Raw genomic sequence first — 24,499 nt, forward strand, 5'->3', positions numbered from 1 at the left:
TTAGCCTCGAACTGCTTTAAGTGCTTCACCCATTGCTTTTTTGAAACGCGCAAGCACTTCAACACATTCATCCTGAGAGATGATCAGTGGGCAAAGTAAACGAATCACGGTACCGTTACGACCGCCTTTTTCAAGCAATAGTTTATTGTTGAAACAAGCGGTTTGAATGGCAGCAGCCAATTGTGCATCAGCTGGACGTGAGCCAATACGATCTACTGGTTTACGTTCATCTACGATTTCGACACCAATCATCAGACCGCGACCACGCACGTTACCAATACATGGAAATTCCTGAGCCAATTTTTTCAATTCAGCTTGCAGGTAATCACCACGCTCTTGTGCATTTTTGGCTAGATTTTGTTCTTTAATGGTATTTAACACCACTAAACCTGTACCCATTGCCAATTGGTTACCACGGAAAGTACCGGTATGACCCGCAGGTTGCCATGCATCAAACTTACGTTTAATACCTAATACAGCAAGCGGTAAACCACCACCCACAGCTTTTGACATGACGACTACATCAGGCTCAATACCTGCATGTTCAAAAGCAAACATTTTGCCTGAACGTGCAAAACCAGCCTGAACTTCGTCCAGAATTAAAACGATATTGTGCTTTTCAGTCACTTCACGGATTTTTTGCAACCATTTCACTGGCGCAGTCACGACACCGCCTTCACCTTGAATTGCTTCAAGAATCACGGCAGCAGGCTTGGTGACACCGCTTTCAACATCTTCAATTAAATTTTCAAAATAATAAGTTAATGCATCAACACCAGCTTCACCGCCAAGTCCTAATGGACAACGGTACTCATGCGGATATGGCATAAACTGTACGCCCGGCATTAAATTATTCACGGCATTTTTAGCACTGAGATTCCCAGTCATTGCAAGAGAACCATGCGTCATACCATGATAACCGCCAGAGAAACTAATGACTGAGCTACGCCCAGTATAAGTTTTGGCAAGTTTAATCGCTGCCTCGGTCGCATCTGCACCAGATGGACCACAGAACTGTAAGCAATATTCTTCCTGACCGCCAGGCAAGTAAGAGAGTAATGCTTCAGTAAATGCATCTTTCAAAGGAGTTGTTAAATCTAAAGTATGTAAAGGCAAACCACTTGCTAAAGTGTCTTGAATACTTTGAATCACCGCAGGATGATTGTGGCCTAAAGCCAGTGTCCCCGCCCCCGCTAAACAGTCAAGGTATTGAGTACCTTCGACGTCTGTAACCCAGCAGCCTTGCGCTTTGGCAATCGCTAACGGTAATTTACGCGGATAACTACGAACATTCGATTCCATCTGACTTTGGCGAGTCAAGTAGTATTCGTTAGTTGAATGGGTGGCAGGATTTACGGAATTAACGCTCATATCGAATTACCATCTCTGATATGGGTTGAAAGAAATAAGTCTGGTGACTTGCGGTCCTTTGACTCGGTGCTTGTAGGATTCTAGTTAGGCAACATTTGCTTTCTTATCACTAGGAGGGCGATGATACCCTTTTTTGTATAAAAATAAAGACCTTTTGGTCTATAATTTCATGCAGATAGATCAAAAAAAATAAATGCCTAACTCCTTGAACAATTTATAATCATACTATGTGACAAGCGAAAGAAAATACGCTTTTTTTATCTACTATTTTGCTTTTGATAAATTTAACATTTATTTTATCGCCAAGAATAATTAAGCATATGATTTTAATAATTTATCTGTCAATATATAGATTCTAATTACATCTAAATTATTACAAACTCTCCACAAAAGATGTTTAAGTTCTACATCACTGATCATTAAGATAGATTGAGATAAAAACAATTTTTTATTTTATATTCTAAGGAGATGTTATGCGTCATTTATTATTGGGCAGTGTATTACTTTCTGCGAGCATGAGTCCTGCTGTATTTGCAGCAGAAAATGAGTCGCTTAACTATAATGTCGTGAACGTTCAGGCAGAAGCATCCCGTCAAGTGTCCAATGATGAAATGCATGCCACACTTTATATTGAAAAAAGTAATAAACAACCTGCTGCGTTAGCTACACAAATTAATCAACTGATGAATGAAGCGATGGCAGTCTCGCGTAAATATCCGCAGGTTAAAGTTGAAACGGGCGCGCAAAGCACTTATCCAGTTTATGATAATGACAGCAGCAAATTTAAGGAATGGCGTGGACGTGCTGAAATCCGTCTGGAAAGTAAAGACTTTAAAGCTGCAAGTCAGTTGATCAGTGAATTACAGCAAAACTTCCAGACCCAATCGATCAATTTTACAGTCTCGGATGAACAACGTAAAAAAGTTGAAAATGAGCTCATGGTCGAAGCATCCAAAAACTTCCAGCAACGTGCGCAGGTGATTACACAAGCTTGGAACAAAGGTAGTTATAATCTGGTCAATCTCAATTTAAATACCAATAATTATTTCCCACAGCCCATTATGATGCGCGCCAGTATGGCAAAATTTGCAACGGCTGAAGCTGCTCCTGCACAAGATGTGGCAGCAGGTGAATCTAAAATTACAGTCAGTGCAAATGGTACGATTCAGTTTAAATAACTACCTAATTACGAAAAAATAGAGAGCTTTAATCTCTCTATTTTTCATCACAATGACGCAAAAACTATTTCTTAAACGGAAACGCATATTTCACAATACGTCCAAGCACTTGACCATACTGTTTTACCAAACTCGCGTTGTTATAATGAATGCCATATTTTTTACACACCGCTTCAACTTTGGGTGCCATTTGACGATAACGACGTGCAGGTACATCTGGAAATAAATGATGCTCAATTTGGTGACTCAAATGTCCTGTCAAAATATGAAAAACTTCCGAACCTGTCAGGTTTGAAGAACCACGAATTTGACGCATATACCAATGACCACGACTTTCATTTTGCAATACCGTTTTTGGGAAAACTTCGACATCTTTGGTAAAGTGACCACAGAAAATAATACTAAATGTCCAGATATTACGAATCCCATTGGCCACCAGATTTCCCGTAAATACAGGCAAAGCCGCAGGCCCAGCAATCAATGGAAAAAATACATAATCTTTAAACAGGAGCTTACCCATTTTTTTCTGTGCAGGTTTCCAATCTGCCATAAACTGTTTCCATGTTCTACGTTTATAGATCACTTTACCAATTTCCAGATTTTGAATAGCAACACCCCATTGGAATAACAAACAAAAAGGAATGCTATAAATAGGTTGCAACAAGAACCCTGGTTTCCAGCGTTGTTCTGGAAATAAACGCAACAGTCCATAACCAATGTCATCATCCATACCTTTAATATTGGTATAGGTATGATGTTTAAAATTATGGGTTTGACGCCAGTTATCGGCTGTTCCTACGGTATCCCATTCATAGGTCTGTCCATTAAATTTGGGATCATTCATCCAGTCGTATTGTCCATGCATCACATTGTGACCCATTTCCATATTTTCCAGAATCTTGGAAACACCCAATAGACCAGTTCCCAAAACCCATGCTGGCGGAAACCAACCTGCAAATAAACAGGCACGCCCTAAGACGCTGGTATAACGAATTGCACTATAGACACGGCGAATGTAGGCAGCATCTTTTTCACCAATATCATCCAAGACTTCTTGCTTGATTTGATCCAACTCTTGGGCAAATTGATCTAACTCAGCTTGGGTTAATTCTCTATTTTTTGGATTTTTAAAATATTCAACTTTGACAGGCATATTCATGGGAGTTCTCTCTTTAAAGGTCGATCACAAGATCAGACTTGGCTGAACTAACACAGATTTTAATGTGATTTTTTGGTTCGCTATTTTCACTGGCATTGAGCAAATCTTGAGTAGTGCCTTGCGTCTTTTGGCAGACACACTTATGACAGACGCCCATGCGGCAGCCGTAAGTAGGCTTGATATTGGCCTGTTCAAGTCCCGCTAAAATGGATTGTCCTTTTGGAATAGCGACTGTTTTATTGGAACGACTTAAAGTGACATTGACAAAACCTGTGTCATTGTCAGAGATTTGAGTCAAACTAAATGCTTCACTCATAAAGCATTGAGCATGACCAAACAATTCTTCTGCGGTTTGCACAAAACCTGATGGTCCGCAAGCGTAGACGGTTGTATTTTCCAGATTTTCGATTGCAGCCAAATGCGTTACATTTAAACGGTCATCGTGTTGCACATCTTGCGTACTAAAAATTTTGTACTCAAATTGTGGATATTGAGATGCAAGTTGTTCAAATTTTGAGGCAAAAGCGGCTTCATTACGATGTTTAACCCAATATAAAAGTTTGACTTGGGCTTGAGTCAATTGCTGATTACGTTTCAGTTGTTCAATCAGGCTATACATTGGAGTAATACCACTCCCCGCAGCCAGTAAGACCACATTTTGTTGATCATCTAGTTGCATATCGCCAAAAGGCTGACCAAGTTCGACAATATCACCCACTTGGCTTTGCTCGTGTAACCAAGTACTGACTTTACCATCAGCAATTTTTTTTACCGTCAAAATCAGATCACCATTGCGCTCCGTTAAACTATAGCTACGCTCATATAAACGACCGTCTATTTTAACTTTCACTGGATGATGCTGGCCTGCCTTGCCCAACTTCACATGGCGATTGGTTTGCAAAGTTAAACTGATCGTATCTTTTGCAACTTGTTTTTTTTCTATAATTTGCGCCAAGGCACGTGATGTCGACCAAATTGGATTAACTTTTTGTAGCCAAAAATCAGCTGCATGCGGATCGAACACTGATTGCGTCAATGTACGAAAGAGTGATGGACTCTTTTGAATTGCTTGCATAGTAATGCCACTCTAGGTTGCTTTTTAATTATTATACACATGTATATAAATTTGTATATACACTTGTACTTTTATTTGCATTTCCCAATGGCCTAGCTCTATGGTTATAATGATTCAATACCGACAATGTATTGAAAAATATGACCGCTTCTTCCCTTTCTTCAACGCTTGCTTCTCATTCTGACACTCCTGAATTTGATCAGAAAACACCTAGCCGTACCGTAGGTCGTAAAGCAACCATTACCAAAGAGGAATTATTTGAAGCCGCGTTAAACTTGATTGGACCAGAAAAAAGTATCGCATCTTTAAGTTTAAGAGAAGTTGCACGCGAAGCTGGTATTGCCCCGAATAGTTTTTATCGCCATTTTAAGGACATTGATGAACTGGCAATTGCACTGATTGATCGTTCAGGAATTGTGTTACGTCAAATTATTCGCGAATCTCGATTACAAGCATCTAAGCAAAACAGCATCATTCGCAGTTCAGTCGAAGTATTTATTCAACAACTGGATACCGATGAAGGCAATTTAAGCTTATTACTGCGAGAAGGTTTTACTGGTTCCAAATCCTATAAAGAAGCCGTAGAACGTCAACTCATTTTCTTTCAACAAGAATTGCAAGAAGATTTAATTCGTCTAGAACGACTAAACCGTAGCAAACTTTTTCATCCAGACCTTGTTGCCAAAGCCATTACTCAATTGGTGTTTAATATGGGGGCAAAAGTCATTGATTTACCTCATGAACAGCGTGAAGAAGTTGCGGAACAGACGATGGTGATGATTCGTATGATTTTAGAGGGTGCGCGTCATCTAGATGAATCAAAAATACGCTAATTCTTTGACTTTACAAATAAAAGTCAAATAAAAAATTCTAATACAAAACTTGAATAATAAAAACAATTCTCAATTAGATATTGTGATAGCTTAAAAATACAACATTAAGTCAGACCAATTTTAATTGGTTAATATCATCTCAATACGGGGTTATCATGAGTAAAGCAACTTCAAAAGTATTAAAAGTCTATACACGAAATAATTTAGATGCGTCAGTCAAAGAAGCTACGGTTAAAATTTTAAATCAAATTCTTGCGAATCTGATTGATCTTTCATTGCTGACCAAACAAGCGCACTGGAATATGCGTGGCAGCAACTTTATTGCCGTACATGAAATGTTGGATACCTTTAGAACTTCGCTCATCACGCACTTGGATAATGTTGCTGAACGCGCAGTTCAGATTGGTGGAACTGCATTGGGGACGACTCAAGCCGTCAGTAACACGTCGCATTTGAAAGCTTATCCAGTTGAAATTCACGATGTGCAGGATCACTTAAAAGAGTTGGCCGATCGTTACGCGATTGTAGCGAATCATTTACGCGATACGATTGATGAAATTGAAGATCCCATTTCTGAGGATATTATTCATGCAGCTCTAGAGGATCTGGATCAATATTTATGGTTCCTTGAAGCCAATATCGATCAGGACAAGACGGCTTAATCTAAATCTTGATGCTATACGCTTTTAAAACACAAAAGGAGGAATTAATTCCTCCTTTTGCATTTTCAACTGATTCAAAAATTTATGGTTTTACTACAACCATTACTTGAATGGCTTCTGGAGTCACAGCTAATCCATCCAGTAAATTTAAACCTTCTTTTTGCAATTTTTGCAGACGTTCAATTTCATCTGGACGAATACTTGGATTGAACTGTTTTAAATAGCTTAAACGTTCAATTTCATATTGCCATTTTTGACCATAATGTTGTTTGGCTTGTTCAATCAAGCTCGGTAAAGACGTTTTTGCAATATCAAGTGCCTGAGTGTAGCGTTGTTCAATCACTTCTCGACGCGCTTTCACAACTTGACGGCAGCTATTACCATCCAGATGATGCAAATAAGGCTTCAAAATCGCTGGATCAATCTTTTCAGACAAATCCTGACCCGTTTCACTGAGCAATACACGAATCAACTGTTTTGGTAAGCTTGACGGAAGGTTAAGAGCTTTAGGGGCAACCACATCTACTTTGAACCAGACTTCAATCAGCACGGAACCTTGTTTAAGTGCATTAGACTTTAATACCGCCACATTGGTACTACCAAAGGCTTGGGTATTGATCAACTCCATGACACTTTCAACAAAAGGATGTTCCAATGTCAGGTATTGTGCATCTTCACGAATTTGCGCCTGATCACGATAAAAAGTCGCGGTCATGCCCTCTTCATCTAGGGTTAAACCCTGTACCTGCATTTGATCAGTCGGTTTGATAATAACCGTACCATTACTTTGCTCATCAAAGTCGATATTGGTGGATGACATAAATCGCTTCATAAACATCGGCAGCGTGGTATTGTCATCATAATCTTCAAGTGCTTCTACAATCTGTTGTGCAACGACAGGACGACAAGAATTGTACTCCAGCAATCGATCACGACCCGCTTGTAACTCAGCTTCCAATGCCTGACGCTGAACATTCACTTCTTCAAGTAAATCTTCAAAACGTTGCCCAAGATCAGCCAGTAAGCATTCTTTTAGATCGACAATAAAATTTTCTTGTAAGGTTTGCGCAGTTGGCGAAATGCTACCAAAAATATTTAATGCTTCGTTATACCAACGGAACATACGTTCTTGTGCAGTTCCAATTAAATAAGGCACATGAATCTGAATACGATTTTCCTGACCAATTCGATCGAGACGACCAATACGTTGTTCCAATACATCAGGATTTGCGGGTAGATCGAATAAAATCAAATCACTGGCGAACTGAAAATTACGACCTTCGGAACCAATTTCAGAGCAGAGCAAAATCTGCGCACCATAACTATCTTCCGCAAAGTATGCGGCAGCCTGATCACGCTCCAACAAACTCATCCCTTCATGGAACATCGCAGTACGAATACCTGCGTGTAAACGTAATGCATTTTCCAGTGCTTCAACCACAGGCCCACTACGCGCGATCAATAACACTTTTTTATGTTTTAAATCTTTACGCAAAATTTCCATGAGCCATGCGACACGTGGATCTATTTCCATCCACGCACCATCCAGTTGACCTTCTTCTGGCCACATTTGCTCACGCAACTTACCATCCATTGACCAATCTGCGGGTGCTGGCAAAGCGGCAGGCTGACAATCACGTCCAGGGAAACCCTGAATCGCTTCACGGGTATTACGGAACAAGATACGACCCGTTCCATGACGATCCAATAATTCTTGAATGGCTTGATAACGCTGTTCAGGTTGATCATCAATACGATGACCCAATAAACCCTCTAAAGCATCAATATGTTCATCGGTTAATGCTTCATCTGACATGAGTACTTCAGCAACTTTCGCAGTTTGCTGATATTGCTCTTCTTCGTCCAAAAAACGATCCAGACGACTAAAGCGTTGTGGATCGAGTAAACGTAAACGGGCAAAATGACTTTCTACACCCAGTTGCTCAGGCGTTGCAGTGAGTAGCAGTACACCCGCAGTTTGCTGAGCAAATTCTTCAACCAGATCGTAGCGGTCATTACCACCTTCTTCTTCGCTCCACATCAAATGATGTGCTTCATCGACCACAAGCAAGTCAAAACCTGCTTCAAGCGCCTGCTCACGCAAATCTTCATGATCAATCATCAAGTCAACGCTAGCAATAATGCATTGTTCAGTCGAAAATGGATTTAAGTCTGGATCATGTTCTTTCATCGACGCAGTACGCGTCAAATCAAATAAAGAAAAATGCAGATTGAAACGGCGACGCATTTCAATCATCCATTGATACTGTAAAGAATCAGGAACTAGAATCAGAATACGTTCTGAACGACCTGTTTTGAGTTGTTGGTGGATGATCAAGCCTGCTTCGATGGTTTTCCCCAGACCGACCTCATCTGCAAGCAGTACACGCGGTGCAAAACGCTGACCAACTTCATGTGCAATATAAAGCTGATGTGGAATTAAGCCAACACGCGCACCAATTAAACCCCGCAAAGGACTGGTTTGCATTTGTGCCTGCATGATCAACGCTTCTATGCGTAAATCGTACCATTCCTTATAATCGACTTGACTTGCCAGCAAGCGATCTACAGGTTTAGATAACTGAATTTGAGCGCCAATACGGGTTTCATTCAGTGCTTTGCGCTCTTGTTCACCACTTTCTAGAGTACGTACAACATTGTAGCGTAACACCCCATGACGATTTTCGATGGATTCAACCAGCCATTTACTGCCTTCTTGATCCTGCACTTCATCATTGATATTAAAAATAATACGCGATAAAGGTGCATTGTTGCGTGCATAGACACGAGTTTCATCACTTTTTGGGAATAAAATGCTGATTGAACGTTCATCAACATCAATTAAAACACCCAAGCCGAGTTCAGTTTCCGTATCTGATAACCAACGTTGACCAATAGCAAACTGCTGCAATTTTTCCACCTTTATCTCAAATTTGCACCACACATTTTACGCTGTTCATTTGATTAAATGTCAGTCCTTTTGTGTAGTCTTTAAGCACATATTTTGACACAAAGCTCATTAAAAAAAATGAGCTTTTCACGATTGTTAAAAAAGTTTTGACACTAAAACGGAACAGGACAATGAAATGTCAGTAGCTCTCCCGTTTTAGGATGATGAAAACTTAAGCTCATCGCATGTAAGCACAAGCGAGGCATAAGTTGCTGATATTTTTCATCTGCATATAAAGTATCACCCACAATCGGATGACCTAAATATTGCATGTGCACACGTAATTGATGCGAACGACCTGTAATTGGAGTCAGTTGTACTCGCGTTACAGGCTGATCTTGCCATTCAAGATGTTCAATGACCTTCCAGTGCGTTAATGCAGGTTTATGATGTGCTGGATCCACAATATGCAACGGCGGACGTTCAGGATCATAGATCACTGGAATATCAACCGAACCTTCACCTGTCAAATTGCCCGCGACCACTGCCTGATAGATTTTATCAGTTTCACGCGCCTGAAACTGCTTTGAAATATGAGTTTGCGCAGCTTTCGATAAAGCAAATACCAAAATGCCAGAAGTATCACGATCCAGACGATGAATCAGTAAGGTACGTGGCTCTTCTGCGACTAATCGCGTTAAGACACTATCATGTAAATCGCCTTTTCCTGGAACACTAAGTATGCCTGCTGGTTTATGAACGACTATAAAATCGTCATCACGATGAATCAGGTGATCGCTTAGAAAATTACTCAAAATCTATTCCGGAAGTGATTTTTAAATCAGCGGGCAATAATAAAAATCTTAAGGCAGAAATACAATGCAAAAACAGCATTTTTCCTAAAGTTTTTATTTAAGCTGGGTGTCAGCATTGAGTTTTCATATAATAAAGACAGTTATATTCAGTATTTATGAAATTTGCTGAAAGAAATCGTGGATTGCTGTCTGTGCGATTTCAGCATCTTCAAAAGATTTAGCACCAGAGATACCAATCGCTCCGATCAATTGCCCTTCATAAATAATCGGCTCACCGCCTTCAAGCATACCCGTGACACTTTCAAGCGTTAAAAATCCCATTTGACCATTACTAATAATGTCTTCATAAAATTTGGATGGACGGCGACTCATGGCTGAACATTTCGCTTTTTCCAGACTCAAATGAGCCGTTAATGGTGTTGCACCATCCATGCGTTTCATAATCAACAAAGCACCAGCTTCATCAACAATCGAAATACTCATATTGAAACTGCGCTCAATCGATAACTCAACAGCACGATTCATTAAAATTTCAGCATCAGCCAACGTCAAATAGTGTTTAGTTTTCATGGTTATGCTCCATTAAAAAAGCCCGTCAAACGGGCTTTAGTGTCATTATTTCATCGATTGAAATGTGTCTTTTGCAGCTTGAATCGTAAATTCTATGTCCTCATCACTATGCGCAGCTGAGATGAATCCTGCTTCAAAAGCTGAAGGAGCAAAATTTACTCCACGATCCAACATGCCATGAAAAAACTTTTTGAAAGCTTCAGTGTCACACGCAAGCATAGAATCGAAACTGGTAATGTCGTCTTGATCGGTAAAGTACAAACCAAACATCGCCCCTGCTTGTTGGGTTTTAAATGGAATCCCTGCTTCATCTGCCGCTGCTTGTAAACCTGCGAGCAATTTTTCAAGTTTTACATTCAGGTTTTGATAAAAATCTGGCTGACGCAAATGCTTAAACATTTCAATACCTGCGCGCATCGCCAACGGATTTCCTGACAAAGTTCCTGCCTGATATACGCCACCTAAGGGTGCGATGCACTCCATAATTTCACGTTTACCGCCAAATGCACCGACAGGAAGACCTGCACCAATAATTTTACCCAAAGTGGTCAAATCTGGTTTGACGTTATAATACGCTTGCGCGCCGCCTAGAGCCACGCGAAACCCTGTCATGACTTCATCAATAATAAATACAGCGCCGTATTCATCACAGACATCGCGAATCGCTTGAAGAAAACCATCGATTGGTTTTACCAGATTCATATTACCTGCCACAGGCTCTACAATCACACCAGCAATTTCATGTCCAAATTTGGCAAAACATTCTTTTAATGCAGCAATATCGTTATACGGAAGGGTTAAGGTATGTTTCGCAAAATCAGCAGGCACACCTTTAGAGGTTGGCTCACCCTCACCTTTAGTGAGTAGACCTGAACCCGCTTTAACCAGTAATGAATCCGAATGCCCGTGATAACAGCCTTCAAACTTCACGATTTTGTCACGTCCCGTATAGCCACGTGCCAAACGGATTGCGGTCATAGTCGCCTCTGTCCCTGAATTGGTCATACGTACCAGTTCAATAGAAGGCATGATGTCGCAAATAATATCGGCCAAAGTAGTTTCATGCACAGTGGGCGCACCAAAGCTTAAACCATCTTCAGCTGCTTTTTGGACTGCCTGAATAATGTCTGGATGCGCATGACCCAAAATCATAGGCCCCCAAGAACCGACATAATCCACATAACACTGATCATCTTCATCCCAGAGATAAGCGCCTTTGGCTTTTTTAATAAATACCGGAGTTCCACCAACGCCATTAAAGGCACGAACAGGAGAATTGACACCGCCAGGAATATGTTTACTGGCTTGCTCAAATAATTGCACTTGTTTTGGAGATAAACTCATGAATACTCTCGATACTTGTAAATTCAGTTAAAAATCAGAATGCAGAATATTTTTCTTTGAATCAGGCTTTAATCAAAAACCGATGGATTCTTTAGATCAGGCATCTGCAAATAACGCAGCCCACGCATGAACACGCGCAGGAATCTCTGGAACTGGAAGGCCTAATATATCACTAATCACAGCACACAAGTCAGCACCGCTTTCAATCACTGCTTTGGAATTTTCAACAGTTAGACCACCTATGGCACAGATCGGAACATTGACTTTTGAACGTGCCTGTTTCAATGTTTCCAAACCAATATTACCTGCTTCGGGTTTGGTCGTCGTTGCATAGACTGCACCGAAAGCCACATAAGTTGCACCGTCAATAATCGCTTGTTCAGCCAGTTCAATCGAGTTGGCACAGGTTCGACCAATAATCGCATTGGGTGCCAATCTGGCTTTGGCATCAGTAATTTCACCATCCGACTGACCTAAATGCACACCCAGCTTAAACTGCGCTGCCAAAATCAAATCATCATTAATGATTAAAGGTACCTGATATTTCTCACAGAGCCATTTGATCGCATCGACCTCGGCAGGTTGATTGAGTGGCGGTACTTTTTTACGACGATATTGTAAAATCGCCACTTGACCCGTAGCCAAAGCTGCTTCTAATTTTTCCAATAAGAGTTCGATTGGATCATCATTGGTAATTAAATATAAACCACGCATTACATTTATATCTCTTTATTGCTTTATTAAATGGAATATCAAAAACGATATAAGTTTTCCTATAGATACCTATGATCTATTTAAGCCATAAATCCAGTTTGGCTTGGTCTTCAATCTTAAATTCAACAGTTTGTAATGGAATTTCTCCACCGGTTACAGTGAACTGAATGAACTCATCACGTCGGAATGCAAATACGGTGAACTGTCCCTGTTGTCTTGCATATTGCGCCAATAATTTTTCAGACGCCTTAAGTCCATCAATGGCAACAATCACATCCTGCGCAGACAAACCTGCTTTTGCACCCTCACCTGCACGATTCGCTTGCTGAATCAGGACACCTTCAGGCTTATCTTGCAGTTTTAGACCAAAAGGCAATGCTTTATCGTGTTTAAACTCATAGCTTAGTCCAAACGATGGCAGTAACTCATTGATTGGCAGCTCTTCTGTAGTATTGATCAAGAAACTTAAACGTTCTGTCCAATCTTGTCCTGTCAATTCCTTGCAAAGATCAAAAATGGTTCGCTCATTGACCTGAATGCCCTTTTGCGTATTTTCATATAAGCGACGCAATAATGCATCCAGACTAGAGTCATAAGTGCGTAACCCGAGGTCCAGACATAAGGCGACCAAAGCACCTTTATTGTAATAACTGGTTCCTGCATTATTTGAGTTTTCATCCTGACGATAAAACTTGATCCATGCGTCAAAACTCGACTCAGACACAGATTGAATAAATCGTCCTGGATTTTGCAGATAACGATCCATCTGGGCTTTCAATAATTTCAAATAAGATGTTTGTGAAATCACGCCACTGCGTAGCAAAATTAGGTCATCGTAATACGAGGTAAAACCTTCAAAAATCCACAGTAAAGAGGTATAAGATTCTTGATGTAAATTATATTGAGCAAAATTTTCAGGACGTATAAATTTCACCAGCCACGAATGAAAATACTCATGACTACATAAACCCAAGAAACGCTGATAATCTTCAGATGGTTCTTCAGGTTCATTGGCTTTAGGCAAATCATTGCGTGGTGTAATCAAACTGGTGCTATTACAATGTTCTAATCCACCATAACTATTGCCCGTTGCCATCGTCATAAACGTATAATTTTTAAATGGCGCAGAACCAAAAATTGCAATTTCGGTTTCACAAATTTTAGTTAAATCAGACTTTAAGCGTTCAACATTGGTGTGATGCTGACCTGATACTACAAATTCATGTGCAATTGCATTTGCATCAAAACTAAATCGGGTTTGCTCTGCAAGTTCAAAAGGACTATCAATCAGTTGATCATAACTTTCTGCTTTTAAGGTAAAACGCCCTTTCACTAAACTTTTTGATGTTAAACCTGTTGCAAGCTGGAAGTGCTTCAGTTCTTCTGGCAAAAACAATTCGACTTCACAAGCGGATTGTTCCTGATCTTTTAATCCCAGACAGACACATGCAGGATTAACATATAAACGGGTCTGATCGACGTAAGCACCACGAACCGATAAATCATAAGCATAAACATCATACTCAACTGTAATCAGTTCATGATCTGTATTGAATAATTGCCATGTATTTTTCTGATCTTTTCGAATCGACAATAATCGACCCGCTTCATCGTAAGCTTTGACTGATTCAATATGTTTTGCAAATTCACGAATCAAATAACTTCCAGGAATCCACGTCGGTAGCCAGAGTTCCTGATTGGGATTGGCTAGAAAACGCATAGTGACATGGATCAGGTGTTGGCGATAATCATCAAATTCAATTTGGTAATGCAACATATTTTCAGGATATCAAATCAATCAATTTCATCTAGCTTAACATTTTTTTAACAGCGCATGAGTAGTTGTCGCATTTGTCTACAAAAGTCACTAGCCACCAAGAAAAAAAAGGCATAGCATGCAACTATTTTTAGCATTTCACACCACAGGATGGTCATGCAGGTGAACACGTGAGATTTTTCCTTTCACTTTTTACGCTTTTTAGTTTGTTTTGTACCACGCTTGCCAATGCACAACTCCTGAATATTGCACCTGAAAGTGTCGAAGCGCAGGCTTGGAGCATCATCGATGCACAATCAGGCCAGACCATTGCTGAATATAATAGCAATGCACAACGCGCTCCTGCCTCTTTAACCAAGATGATGGTAGCTTATATTGCCCTTAAAGAAATTAAGGCAGGCAAACTACGTAAAGATGAAATTTTGACTGCAACTCCTGTGGTTAAAATGGTTCAGTGGGATGAATCCCAAATGTATTTAAAAGAAGGTGAACAGATTTCTGTTGATCAACTTTTAGCAGGTTTGATTGTGATGTCAGCCAATGATGCTGCGGTAACCTTGGCCGAACGGATTTCAGGCAATGTTCCTGCATTTTTGAAACGCATGAATCAGGAAGCTCAAGCTTTGGGCATGCAGAATACACATTTCTCCAACCCTGCTGGCGTCACCATGCCAGATCATTATTCGACTTCACATGATCTGGGTTTACTCGCCAAAGCATTGGTCAATGAAGTTCCTGACTATTTAAGCTATTCAAAATTACCCAGTTTCAGTTATAACCAACGTTTTCATCGCGCAACCAATTTGGTACTAAAAAATGACCCAACTGTGGATGGTTTAAAAACAGGCTTTACCAAAGCAGCGGGCTATAATCTTGCGCTAACGGCGAAACGTCCAACCCTAAATCCAGATTTACCAGAGCGTCGTCTGATTGTGGTGGTTTTAGGGACTAAAAGTGCAGTAAAACGAGCTGAAGTTGCGCATAAACTAATGAATCTGGCTTATGCTTATACCCGTGATGAAGAAGTTATTAAAGATAAACAGCTCATTGCTGAACTGCCAGTTGTCAAATCTACCTTGAAAATGTTTAAGGTTGAGACTCGACAACCGACAATAGTCACTACATCATTATATGATTTATCACAACCGATTGATCTCAATCAGTTTGATATGCAGACTCAACGTTTACATGTCACCTACGCCAACGGCATAATGACCACAATTGAACCTTTACAAACCACGAAAACCCATGTCAATGTCGAGCTCAACGAGAAACAATTGACTGCGCCGCTGATGAAAGCAGTTCATCTTGCAACGGTTCAGGTTTACCAAAATAATCAATTGATTCAAAGCATCCAAATTAATGACAATGTTCAAATTCAGGAAGCCAATATTTTTGAACGATTCTTTATGTGGTTCAAAGGTTTGTTTTCGCTATTTGGTCATGATGATCGAAGTGTCAAACTCTACCCACTGAACTAAAATTATTTCGTCGATAATAAGGTAGCTTTTAAGCTACCTTTTTTGTAGAGTTAAATGGCGAGATTTACAGCATAAAAAATTCAATTTTGCATTGAAATTGAGAAAATTGCCCTTATTAATGAAAAAATGAGTGTTTAAATGTGAAAACTTGTGGTTTTTTACGATTTTTCATCTACAAAACCAGTTTTTCACTTTATCATGTGTACTTAAATTGATTGAATGGATCAAATAACATGACTGCTATTGCAAATAACCACGTGGTTTCATTCCACTACACGCTGACTAATGCAGAGGGTGAAACTCTTGACCAATCACAAGGTGAACCACTTGCCTATTTGCACGGCGCAGGTAATATTATCCCAGGTTTAGAAAATGCCTTGGCTGGTAAAACTGTAGGTGAAAAATTTACAGTCAATGTACCTGCTGCTGAAGGTTATGGCGAATATAATCCTGATCTTGTACAAGAAGTACCAGCTCAAATGTTCCAAGGTGTTGAAAACATTCAACCAGGTATGCAATTCCAAGCTCAAACTGATGATGGCGTGCAAATCGTTACTGTTAAAGCAGTTGAAGGCGATAATGTTGTCGTTGATGCAAACTTCCCACTTGCTGGTCAAGATTTAACTTTTGAAGTTGAAATCGTTGAAATTCGTGATGCAACCCAAGAAGAACTTGATCATGGTCATGTTCATGGCGCGGGTGGTCATCACCACTAATCAGTTAATTTACCGATTCAAATAAAGCAAAGTTTCGACTTTGCTTTATTTTTTAAATCATAATGCCCAATCAATATTAAAAACCATCAATTGTAAATTTAATCATCAATTTTATTTTCTTTATTCATTAAACTCACAAAAGATGCCTTCTGATTTGTAATTCGCCTTGTAGTTGTTTTCATTTATTTTTATGATGAAGACTAAAGGTGCATACGTAGTTTCTATTTCAACAGAGATTGCACTTTAGATTTATAACAATGATTGATTTACATAGGAATAATACATCATGAAATATGTACACATTTTAGTTCCAGTTGACGGCTCTGACATCTCTCTCGCTGCGCTTAAACAAGCCGCTTCTATTGCAAAAGCATTTAACAGTAAAATTACAGCAATCAGCTTATTGGCCGTTGATCCATTTAGCGGTGTCGATTTTTATTATGTTTCCCCTGTAATGAAAGATTACTTTGTAGAAGCTCATGCACAAGCAGAGGAAACTCTGGCAAAAGCTGAAACTATTGGAACTGAATTAGGTATTGAGATTGAGACTCAAATTATCAAAGGTGAAGTCTCATCAGAAGGTATTTTACAAGCAGCGGAAGACTTAAAAGTTGACTTGATTGTGATGGGTTCACATGGTCGTAAAGGATTCCAAAAATTCTTCTTGGGTAGCTTTGCGCAAGATGTACTTGGAAATACAGAATTACCTGTTTTAATTGTAAAAAAATAATCTTACAGCCACTAAAAAGCCCGTTTTTACGGGCTTTTCTAGAACCAAAACAACTTGAGTGAATATCCTCAAATATTGTTTGTTGTTAGCTAATTACAAATCGAGGTTACCATATCTGGTTTATCTTGGCCGAGAATGAACTCTTATAGACCAAGCAGTATATGAATACCTTATTTTTAATATAGCACTTATTGCTAAATCGGTCAAGTTTTACTCAATTATTTTATTAGTCTCTTTGACGAAAATGGAATGCTACATCAAATTCCTTATAGGCTAACCATGTTGCCATAATACACAGTAACCCCACTACAAGAAGAATCTTATCCATATTCAAAATTCCCAAAATCAAAAATATACAGGAAAACAGACCAAGCAAAGCACAAATTAAAAAGCCGAGATAAAAGTGACGCATAGGAGATACCCAAAATTTAATAAGAAAAAAATTTACACATAATTAAAATGTAAAACAGTGATGATGCTCAATCAAAATCCGAATCGAAGTATATCCTTTTGCCTTTCTTTAATATTTTCATTTAAAGACACAACTTATGTAAACAAACGAAATAAACTGTGAGCTTTTGCAGCAATTCTTATTAAATATTCTAAAATTGTACTTAAACAGTAAAATAATGAATTAAAAGCATATTTTTATCTTAGAATGCCTAAGTTGGTTTGTTCCACGTTCATTATCAAAAATAAATCACTCATCTTTACGAACTGAATAAAATTGAATTGGAGAAAAACATGTTAAAAAAAATCCTGATGACGACTGGTATTGTATCTGCATTAGCCATGACAGGTTGTGCCACAATGTCCAATCCATCTACCGACCGAAATCTAGCAATGCTACAAAATAAACTGTGGCTAGTGACTGAAATCAATGGCGTAGAATACAAAGTCAATCCAGCTCAGACGACTAATGTTGCTGCCCTAATGTTTGACAATAGTGCCTTGAGTGGTTCTGATGGTTGTAATCGTCTAATGGGCGGATACACCGTCAAAGGTACCCAAATTGCTTTCACTCAGTTAGCAAAAACTCAAATGGCTTGTTTATCTGCAACAGATGTTCCAGAAAAATTCTCTAATGCTTTAGAGCAAACTACAAGCTATAAAGTTTCTGAGAAAAAATTAGAACTTTTAAATAAAGACGGAAAAGTTCTAGTTGAATTAAAAAGTAAATAAATAAGTAAAGCTCCCAATGATAAGTTGGGAGCTTTTAATTTAATCGTAAGTATTAGATTTCTTTGATCATTGTTTAAATCCTTTTCTTTTTTCTCCTACAAACAGAAATAAAAGAGGCTTATGAAAAAGTCTTGTGATTTAAACTATTTATCACAGCCTATCTTATCTAGCGAAATCCTTCGCTGACTTTAGTTTGAAGTTAAGCCGTTTGTTTCATCTTGAAAAATAAAATGTTTCTGCTTCGCATATAAAAATTCACAAGAACAAATGCCAAAATCATTGCTCCAACAATATCCAAAGGGAAATGTACCCCCAAATAAATACGTGACCATCCAACCAAAGCTGCAATCAGAATAGCAATAGCCCCTAGTTTTTGGCAGCCTTGATATAAAAAAGAAAATGCCAATATGCTAATCGTTAGCATATGATGACTTGGAAAAGAATTTGTTGCTTTATGAGCAATCAGCAAATGCCCTAATCCCAATGCAAATGGTCGCGCATGATAATAAAAGTGATCAATCATAGCGGCAATACACACACCGATCAGAACCAGCAGCAAACTATGTAAATAGGCTTTTTTATAATTTGAATTCCCTTTAATCAATAAAACGGTACATAAAAGTAGATAAATACCAATCAGGTCATGCGAGATAAAAATAGCCATTTTTAATAAAAATGGTGCTGGTGTGGCAGATGCATTGATCCATAAAAATACACGATGATTAACAGTGGAAAGAAACATAAGTCGGTCATAAAAGCCAAATCACTTCGTTTATTAGACTCATTTTAGATTAAGTGTTTCTTAGATTTAATTCACAATAAGTTATTGAAAAATAAATTAGAAAAAATCAATTAATTCCTAATAAACACTTAATCTTGGTTATTTATTCTTTAGATAGATATACTTTTGGATCTAGTAAAAGTGGCTTTGCATTTAAAAAAATTTGACTGTTTAAATCTTATTTTATTGTTCTCTACTGCCCTCTTGATGCTAATTTTCATACCTGTTGCTGGGTCAGTAGATCAAATGCTCAGTCTTCCTTGGGTAGATCATTCGGGATATTACTTAAGGGAAAACTGGTTTTTAGTTAAAGTTGGACATGAATTTTTAAAAAATCTCGTGATTGTGATTGCAATCATACATGCTGTTGTCTGGCTAAAATTATTAATTAAAAAATCACGCTCACCGTGGCGTTCGATCAGTGGCGTTGTGGTACTGGGAATGATGATTTCGGTTGCAGTAATCGGTTTACTCAAATCCCAATCAATACATGCCTGCCCTTGGGCACTTTTACAAATCAATCAAGAACATGTCGACTGGCTCAGACCATTAAGCTCGCGAGGTAAGTGTTTCCCAGGCGGTCATGCGTCTGCTGGATTTTCTTTACTCATTTTATATTTTGCTTATCGTCCATTTTATCCCAAACTGGCACGATATGGACTCGCATTCGCTTTGATCATGGGTATAGTGATGAGTGCGGTTCAAATGGTACGCGGTGCTCATTTTTTAAGTCATAACTTATGGGCACTCTGGTGGTCATGGCTCATTGATTTTATCTTGTATAAAGTATGGGAAATACGTTGGTCTTATCAGTTAAAGACCCTCTCAATTTATAACAAGAATTAAGTAAATTAATATTAGTTATTGATTTTTAATCAAATTTAATCTAATTATTTCTTAATCTTATCAGTTTTAAATAGAACATCTGCATCAATTAGCTGAAATTATGCGTATGGCTACTCTATTTAAGCTTAAACGAATCTCCGTCTCTCTAAGAATGTTTAATATTCTGGTCGCCAGTTGGTTGGCCAGTTTCACCAATATTGGTTTCTATGAACATCTTTGTTCTTTCAGTTCTTTTTCAGGATTTATTCAATACTCTTTTATTTTTGTGACTTTTTTAATCTTAAGCGGATTTTATTTCTTTGTCTTACAGATTTTTAGTTGGCAGCATTCAGCCAAAGCACTCGCCGTAATCTTAATTGTATTGACAGGACTTTCATCTTATTTTGTCAATCAACTGGGTGTAAACATTAATCCTGATCAAATTCAGAATGTCATGCAAACAGATGTCGATGAAGCATTTGATTTATTATCTGTTCCCTTTTTATTGTGGATCATTCAGACCGTTGTTTTACCATTAATCGTTGTATTTTATATAAAAATCAAACCCATTCAGAGTATTAGAAGCCTTGTTCTTGATAAATCAATCAGCTTGATCATTGCTTTGTTTATTATGGGTCTTGGTTTGTTTTCATTCTATAGTCAATACGCGCCTATTTTTCGGGAAAATCGTGAATTAAAAGCCCAAATTTCTCCTTTAAATATTTTGTCGAGTAGTTGGAGTTATGCACATAAAAGTACAAAAGAACAAAATCTACCCTTAATACCTTATGGTGAAGATGCGCATCAAGTCAATCATGCGATCCAACAACCCGCTAAAATTATGGTTTTGGTGGTCGGTGAAACTGCGCGCGCGCAAAATTTTAGTTTAAATGGCTATGCCAAAGTGACGAATCCTGAACTCAGTCAGTTGGATATTGTCAATTTTAATCAGGCATCCTCATGTGGAACACAAACCTCGGTGTCTGTACCCTGCATGTTTTCTGGTATGCCTCGCAAGAATTATGACGCTGCTTTAGCCTCACACCGTGAAGGTTTACTGGATATCGCTCAAAGAGCAGGTTATCAAGTTACATGGATTGATAATAATTCTGGATGCAAAGGCACTTGTGATCGCATAAAAAATTATATCGTGCCCAAAGATGAGCCTGCTTATAAGAAATGGTGTGGAAATGGTGAATGTCATGATGGTGCTTTATTGGCAGCACTTTCTGATTATTTAAAACAACTTGATACTCAGCATTTGAAGCAAAATCAACTCATTGTATTACATCAAATGGGGAGTCATGGCCCAGCCTATTATAAGCGTTATCCTGATGAATTTAAGAAATTTCTACCTGTTTGTGAAACCAATAATATTCAAAATTGTGATCATCAGTCATTGATTAATACTTATGATAATACGATCTTATATACTGATCATATTGTGGCCAGTACGATTCGTGTATTACAACAAACAGGTGTGCCTACTGGATTAATTTATTTATCTGATCATGGTGAATCGACTGGAGAAAGCGGTTTATATTTGCATGGAACGCCTTATTTTATGGCACCTAAAGAACAAACTCATATTCCCATGCTATTTTGGACTTCACAACAATGGCCAGAACATCAAAAAATTCAGAATTGTTTAAGTAAACAAAAGGATCATGCAGTGAGTCAGGATAATTTATTTCCAACTTTATTGAGCTTTTTAAATATTCAAACCAAAGTACTCAATCGCCAACTCGATTTACTCGCACAATGTGGAGGTAGTGTTTAAAGTGATTCGTATTTTATATATCGAAGATGACTTAATGGTAGGCAAATCAACCTACCAGTTGTTTCAACACGAAAAATTTGAAATCGATTGGGCGAAAACAGGTTTAGAAGCCCTCGATTATTTGTTCGGTCAAACTTATCACATTGTACTGTTAGATCTTGGATTGCCAGAACTAGAAGGGTTGGAAGTCCTTAAACATATTCGCAAACAAGTCGATATGAATAAGATGGGGGTGATTATTATCAGTGCGCGTGACCAAAGTCGTGACAAGATTCAGGGACTCCGACTGGGGGCTGATGATTATATTGTTAAACCCTATGATTTTGATGAGTTAATTGCCAGAATTGAATCTGTTTTAAGGCGTGGAAACTACAATTCACTCGAAGAAATTCATTTTAAAGTGGGCAATGTTCAACTTTTTCCAAATACGCATCGGGTCATAAAAGGAAAAAAGAAAATCGAACTTTCAGCCAAAGAATGGGCAATTTTAGAACCCATGATGATGTATCCCAATCAGATTTTTTCCCGACAAATGCTCGAACAAAAACTTTATAACTGGGATACTGACATCAGCAGTAATACCATTGAAGTACACATTCATAATCTTAGATATAAATTAGGCAAAGATTTTATTCGTACCGTTCGTGGTCTGGGTTATTGTATAGATACACCAAAAGTTTCAGGGTAGCTGCTGAGATGCCCCCTTTTTACAATAATTACAACAGACTCAAGCAAATTTATCGTGACCTGCCACTTAGTTCGAGAATGTCATGGAGCATCTCGATTTTTAGTATTATTTTGCTGATTATCATTGGTATAGCTGCCTATCGGATCGCTCTTGAAGAATCACAGGAAGTCATTGATCGCCAAATGCAGGAAATGGCAGAATTTCTGGGTAAAAATAATCTTTCAAATCGTCTTTCTAGCTTTGATCCTCACAAACAATATGATGAAACCGATGTCTTTATCGACATTATTCCTAAAAATGAACTTGAGTACATCAGTCAGCATCATAACTATATTTTGCCGTATTCAAATTCAGCACATTTCTCCAAACATAAAACCTCTCGGGGTGAATTAAAGATTTATGTATTACCACTTGCAGATAAGCAAATCCAAATTAGCCAGCTCATCAAAGTCCGCCGTCATCTGGCCGAGGAACTGGCATTTAATATGCTTATTCCTTATCTTTTTTTCATGCCATTTGCGATTTATGCAGTTTATCGACTCATACGCCATCACTTAAGATCGATTGATGAACTCAGTGTGACTTTTGCACAACGGGATTATCATGATTTATCCGAGATTCATGTTAAGGATTTACCCGTTGAACTTACCCCTGCGATCAATGAGTTAAATTATTTATTTAAAAGGATTGAAAACGCACAAAAACAACAACAACTTTTTGTTGCGAACGCTGCACATGAATTAAGAACCCCGCTTACTGCCTTGAATCTGCAAAGCTCACTGTTGATGAAAACTCAACGCAATAGCTCAACCTATCATGAAAATTTGCAAGACTTAAGACACAGCCTAGATCGAATGACTCATTTAGTTGAACAGTTAATGGCTTTGGCACATCAAGAGGTTCAACAACATGAACCTCTCGAAAAATTGAATCTTGTAGACGCAACGCGTCGTAATGTCGGTCAATTGCTTGCCAAGGCACATCATAAAAATATGGATGTACAAGTCGACATTCACAGTCCGCCGGAAGAATTAAATATATGGGCAACTCGCAATACCGTAGATAGTATTTTGATTAACTTGATTGATAATGCGATCAAATATAGCCCCGCACAAAGTCTGGTTCTGATTAAAATATACTGTGCAGAAAACGAGCATTGTCAGGTGGAAATTCATGATAGTGGTAGTGGAATTGCACCAGAGCAATATGAATATGTTATGCAGCGCTTTGTTCGACTGGTTGAAACGCAGCATCAAGCTATAGGAAGTGGACTTGGCCTCTCCATTGTGCAATCAGCCCTACAAGCCATTGATGCTACGATGCAACTTAGTAGTTCAGAGCGATTAACAGGTTTGAAAGTCGTCCTGACTTTTAAACAAAATAGAGATGCCAACACATAGTTTTATAAACAACAACTAACTTGCACAAACATTCAAAAATTATCCCGCCTGATTCATGAGTTCTGTCTAACTCCATGAGTTTATGGAGTTAGATCAGCTTTCAAGGAAAGTCATGGCGTATTTGGATAATACAAATTAGATTCTAAATGAGCCCAACAACTCATTGGACTCATTATGGCATTACTCTTCTTCAACTTCGATAGGATCACCATCTTCTGGACGAATATGACGTTCACCATCCTCTGCTGGATCAACACTTGAACCATCTTTGGTAATTGCATTGTACAATTCATCTTCTTTTTTATCATCGATGAATTCTTCATCTTCAAAATCCAAAGGTTCATTATCATCATCGAAATTTAAAGGTTGTTCTTCGTCTATCATGAGTCTTTATCCTTAATAGAAATAGACTTCTTGCATAAATCCCTTTTATTTCTCCTTAATGAGGAAAAGATAAAAAGGCTTTAACACTGATGAAAGAAGTCTAATACATGAATTTTAGAGTGAGTCATTTCAAAATAAGTTTTC

At 38.4% G+C, this 24,499-nt stretch carries 22 protein-coding genes; 11 read left to right on the forward strand and 11 right to left on the reverse strand.

The window, feature by feature from the left end; genetic code table 11:
- A complete protein-coding gene (locus tag I6L31_RS04245) occupies window positions 1–1,371 on the reverse strand; it encodes a diaminobutyrate--2-oxoglutarate transaminase (RefSeq protein ID WP_004988376.1) in 1,371 nt (456 codons plus the stop codon).
- 473 nt (window positions 1,372–1,844) lie between these two features.
- On the opposite strand from I6L31_RS04245, the gene I6L31_RS04250 reads away from it, so the two are divergent.
- The gene (locus tag I6L31_RS04250; protein ID WP_005004767.1) at window positions 1,845–2,549 is read left to right on the forward strand and encodes an SIMPL domain-containing protein; all 705 of its coding nucleotides are present in this window, start codon (window positions 1,845–1,847) and stop codon (window positions 2,547–2,549) included.
- Window positions 2,550–2,613: 64 nt separating this feature from the next.
- Here I6L31_RS04250 and I6L31_RS04255 read toward each other — a convergent pair whose 3' ends face one another.
- Complete coding sequence (locus I6L31_RS04255) at window positions 2,614–3,708, reverse strand: fatty acid desaturase family protein (protein WP_005004769.1); 1,095 nt, start codon at window positions 3,706–3,708, stop codon at window positions 2,614–2,616.
- A 13-nt stretch (window positions 3,709–3,721) separates the two neighbouring features.
- A complete protein-coding gene (locus I6L31_RS04260; RefSeq protein WP_005004770.1) occupies window positions 3,722–4,783 on the reverse strand; it encodes a ferredoxin reductase in 1,062 nt (353 codons plus the stop codon).
- A gap of 140 nt (window positions 4,784–4,923) precedes the next feature.
- Between I6L31_RS04260 and fabR the strand changes: the two genes are divergently transcribed.
- On the forward strand, window positions 4,924–5,616 hold the full coding sequence (gene fabR / locus I6L31_RS04265) for an HTH-type transcriptional repressor FabR (protein ID WP_004996933.1): 693 nt from the start codon (window positions 4,924–4,926) through the stop codon (window positions 5,614–5,616).
- Between the two features lie 155 nt (window positions 5,617–5,771).
- Window positions 5,772–6,278 carry a DNA starvation/stationary phase protection protein Dps gene (gene dps, locus I6L31_RS04270; protein ID WP_005004771.1) on the forward strand — a complete coding sequence of 169 codons (507 nt, stop codon included), beginning with the start codon at window positions 5,772–5,774 and terminating at the stop codon, window positions 6,276–6,278.
- An 82-nt stretch (window positions 6,279–6,360) separates the two neighbouring features.
- Here the strand turns inward: dps and rapA are convergent, their stop codons facing one another.
- The 6 genes from rapA to I6L31_RS04300 all read right to left on the reverse strand — a co-directional run bounded on the left by rapA (window position 6,361) and on the right by I6L31_RS04300 (window position 14,388).
- Window positions 6,361–9,198 (reverse strand): RNA polymerase-associated protein RapA, encoded by a 2,838-nt coding sequence (rapA, locus tag I6L31_RS04275; protein ID WP_005004772.1) that lies wholly within the window; start codon window positions 9,196–9,198, stop codon window positions 6,361–6,363.
- A 143-nt stretch (window positions 9,199–9,341) separates the two neighbouring features.
- Entirely contained in the window at window positions 9,342–9,983 is a 642-nt protein-coding gene (locus I6L31_RS04280) for an RluA family pseudouridine synthase (protein ID WP_005004773.1), read from the reverse strand.
- Between the two features lie 153 nt (window positions 9,984–10,136).
- On the reverse strand, window positions 10,137–10,553 hold the full coding sequence (locus I6L31_RS04285) for a GlcG/HbpS family heme-binding protein (RefSeq protein WP_005004774.1): 417 nt from the start codon (window positions 10,551–10,553) through the stop codon (window positions 10,137–10,139).
- Between the two features lie 45 nt (window positions 10,554–10,598).
- On the reverse strand, window positions 10,599–11,897 hold the full coding sequence (gene hemL / locus I6L31_RS04290; protein ID WP_005004775.1) for a glutamate-1-semialdehyde 2,1-aminomutase: 1,299 nt from the start codon (window positions 11,895–11,897) through the stop codon (window positions 10,599–10,601).
- 96 nt (window positions 11,898–11,993) lie between these two features.
- Window positions 11,994–12,611, reverse strand: coding sequence for a thiamine phosphate synthase (gene thiE / locus I6L31_RS04295; protein ID WP_005004776.1), 618 nt, complete (start codon window positions 12,609–12,611; stop codon window positions 11,994–11,996).
- A 76-nt stretch (window positions 12,612–12,687) separates the two neighbouring features.
- Entirely contained in the window at window positions 12,688–14,388 is a 1,701-nt protein-coding gene (locus I6L31_RS04300; RefSeq protein ID WP_005004777.1) for a M61 family metallopeptidase, read from the reverse strand.
- A 170-nt stretch (window positions 14,389–14,558) separates the two neighbouring features.
- Here I6L31_RS04300 and I6L31_RS04305 point away from each other — a divergent pair, with 170 nt between their 5' ends.
- The 4 genes from I6L31_RS04305 (at window position 14,559) to I6L31_RS04320 (ending at window position 18,497) form a co-directional block, all read left to right on the forward strand.
- Complete coding sequence (locus I6L31_RS04305) at window positions 14,559–15,869, forward strand: D-alanyl-D-alanine carboxypeptidase PBP6B (RefSeq protein WP_005004778.1); 1,311 nt, start codon at window positions 14,559–14,561, stop codon at window positions 15,867–15,869.
- Between the two features lie 233 nt (window positions 15,870–16,102).
- Window positions 16,103–16,585: an FKBP-type peptidyl-prolyl cis-trans isomerase gene (locus I6L31_RS04310; protein ID WP_004988415.1), complete on the forward strand. Its 483-nt coding sequence runs from the start codon at window positions 16,103–16,105 to the stop codon at window positions 16,583–16,585.
- A 286-nt stretch (window positions 16,586–16,871) separates the two neighbouring features.
- Window positions 16,872–17,315 (forward strand): universal stress protein, encoded by a 444-nt coding sequence (locus I6L31_RS04315; protein WP_005004779.1) that lies wholly within the window; start codon window positions 16,872–16,874, stop codon window positions 17,313–17,315.
- A gap of 744 nt (window positions 17,316–18,059) precedes the next feature.
- Window positions 18,060–18,497 (forward strand): META domain-containing protein, encoded by a 438-nt coding sequence (locus I6L31_RS04320; protein ID WP_005004781.1) that lies wholly within the window; start codon window positions 18,060–18,062, stop codon window positions 18,495–18,497.
- Window positions 18,498–18,696: 199 nt separating this feature from the next.
- Here the strand turns inward: I6L31_RS04320 and I6L31_RS04325 are convergent, their stop codons facing one another.
- Complete coding sequence (locus tag I6L31_RS04325) at window positions 18,697–19,239, reverse strand: undecaprenyl-diphosphatase (RefSeq protein ID WP_005004783.1); 543 nt, start codon at window positions 19,237–19,239, stop codon at window positions 18,697–18,699.
- A gap of 285 nt (window positions 19,240–19,524) precedes the next feature.
- Here I6L31_RS04325 and I6L31_RS04330 point away from each other — a divergent pair, with 285 nt between their 5' ends.
- The 4 genes from I6L31_RS04330 (at window position 19,525) to I6L31_RS04345 (ending at window position 23,971) form a co-directional block, all read left to right on the forward strand.
- Complete coding sequence (locus I6L31_RS04330; RefSeq protein WP_228128607.1) at window positions 19,525–20,124, forward strand: phosphatase PAP2 family protein; 600 nt, start codon at window positions 19,525–19,527, stop codon at window positions 20,122–20,124.
- Window positions 20,125–20,224: 100 nt separating this feature from the next.
- Window positions 20,225–21,883, forward strand: a complete 1,659-nt coding sequence (locus tag I6L31_RS04335) for a phosphoethanolamine transferase (RefSeq protein ID WP_005004788.1) — start codon at window positions 20,225–20,227, stop codon at window positions 21,881–21,883.
- Window position 21,884: 1 nt separating this feature from the next.
- Window positions 21,885–22,571: a response regulator transcription factor gene (locus I6L31_RS04340; RefSeq protein WP_004988436.1), complete on the forward strand. Its 687-nt coding sequence runs from the start codon at window positions 21,885–21,887 to the stop codon at window positions 22,569–22,571.
- Between the two features lie 8 nt (window positions 22,572–22,579).
- Window positions 22,580–23,971, forward strand: coding sequence for a sensor histidine kinase (locus I6L31_RS04345; RefSeq protein WP_005004789.1), 1,392 nt, complete (start codon window positions 22,580–22,582; stop codon window positions 23,969–23,971).
- A 180-nt stretch (window positions 23,972–24,151) separates the two neighbouring features.
- On the opposite strand, the gene I6L31_RS04350 is transcribed toward I6L31_RS04345, so the two are convergent.
- Complete coding sequence (locus tag I6L31_RS04350) at window positions 24,152–24,355, reverse strand: hypothetical protein (RefSeq protein WP_004988443.1); 204 nt, start codon at window positions 24,353–24,355, stop codon at window positions 24,152–24,154.
- Between the last annotated feature and the right edge of the window lie 144 nt (window positions 24,356–24,499).

Origin of the sequence: Acinetobacter septicus (genome assembly GCF_019355975.1) — a bacterium.
GTDB lineage: Bacteria > Pseudomonadota > Gammaproteobacteria > Pseudomonadales > Moraxellaceae > Acinetobacter > Acinetobacter ursingii.

What these genes read in the sequence shown, in the direction of transcription:
- I6L31_RS04245 (WP_004988376.1), bottom strand. Translation starts at nt 1,371, where the DNA reads ATGAGCGTTAATTCCGTAAATCCTGCCACCCATTCAACTAACGAATAC.
- I6L31_RS04250 (WP_005004767.1), top strand. Translation starts at nt 1,845, where the DNA reads ATGCGTCATTTATTATTGGGCAGTGTATTACTTTCTGCGAGCATGAGT.
- I6L31_RS04255 (WP_005004769.1), bottom strand. Translation starts at nt 3,708, where the DNA reads ATGAATATGCCTGTCAAAGTTGAATATTTTAAAAATCCAAAAAATAGA.
- I6L31_RS04260 (WP_005004770.1), bottom strand. Translation starts at nt 4,783, where the DNA reads ATGCAAGCAATTCAAAAGAGTCCATCACTCTTTCGTACATTGACGCAA.
- fabR (WP_004996933.1), top strand. Translation starts at nt 4,924, where the DNA reads ATGACCGCTTCTTCCCTTTCTTCAACGCTTGCTTCTCATTCTGACACT.
- dps (WP_005004771.1), top strand. Translation starts at nt 5,772, where the DNA reads ATGAGTAAAGCAACTTCAAAAGTATTAAAAGTCTATACACGAAATAAT.
- I6L31_RS04285 (WP_005004774.1), bottom strand. Translation starts at nt 10,553, where the DNA reads ATGAAAACTAAACACTATTTGACGTTGGCTGATGCTGAAATTTTAATG.
- hemL (WP_005004775.1), bottom strand. Translation starts at nt 11,897, where the DNA reads ATGAGTTTATCTCCAAAACAAGTGCAATTATTTGAGCAAGCCAGTAAA.
- thiE (WP_005004776.1), bottom strand. Translation starts at nt 12,611, where the DNA reads ATGCGTGGTTTATATTTAATTACCAATGATGATCCAATCGAACTCTTA.
- I6L31_RS04300 (WP_005004777.1), bottom strand. Translation starts at nt 14,388, where the DNA reads ATGTTGCATTACCAAATTGAATTTGATGATTATCGCCAACACCTGATC.
- I6L31_RS04310 (WP_004988415.1), top strand. Translation starts at nt 16,103, where the DNA reads ATGACTGCTATTGCAAATAACCACGTGGTTTCATTCCACTACACGCTG.
- I6L31_RS04315 (WP_005004779.1), top strand. Translation starts at nt 16,872, where the DNA reads ATGAAATATGTACACATTTTAGTTCCAGTTGACGGCTCTGACATCTCT.
- I6L31_RS04320 (WP_005004781.1), top strand. Translation starts at nt 18,060, where the DNA reads ATGTTAAAAAAAATCCTGATGACGACTGGTATTGTATCTGCATTAGCC.
- I6L31_RS04325 (WP_005004783.1), bottom strand. Translation starts at nt 19,239, where the DNA reads ATGTTTCTTTCCACTGTTAATCATCGTGTATTTTTATGGATCAATGCA.
- I6L31_RS04330 (WP_228128607.1), top strand. Translation starts at nt 19,525, where the DNA reads ATGCTCAGTCTTCCTTGGGTAGATCATTCGGGATATTACTTAAGGGAA.
- I6L31_RS04335 (WP_005004788.1), top strand. Translation starts at nt 20,225, where the DNA reads ATGCGTATGGCTACTCTATTTAAGCTTAAACGAATCTCCGTCTCTCTA.
- I6L31_RS04345 (WP_005004789.1), top strand. Translation starts at nt 22,580, where the DNA reads ATGCCCCCTTTTTACAATAATTACAACAGACTCAAGCAAATTTATCGT.
- I6L31_RS04350 (WP_004988443.1), bottom strand. Translation starts at nt 24,355, where the DNA reads ATGATAGACGAAGAACAACCTTTAAATTTCGATGATGATAATGAACCT.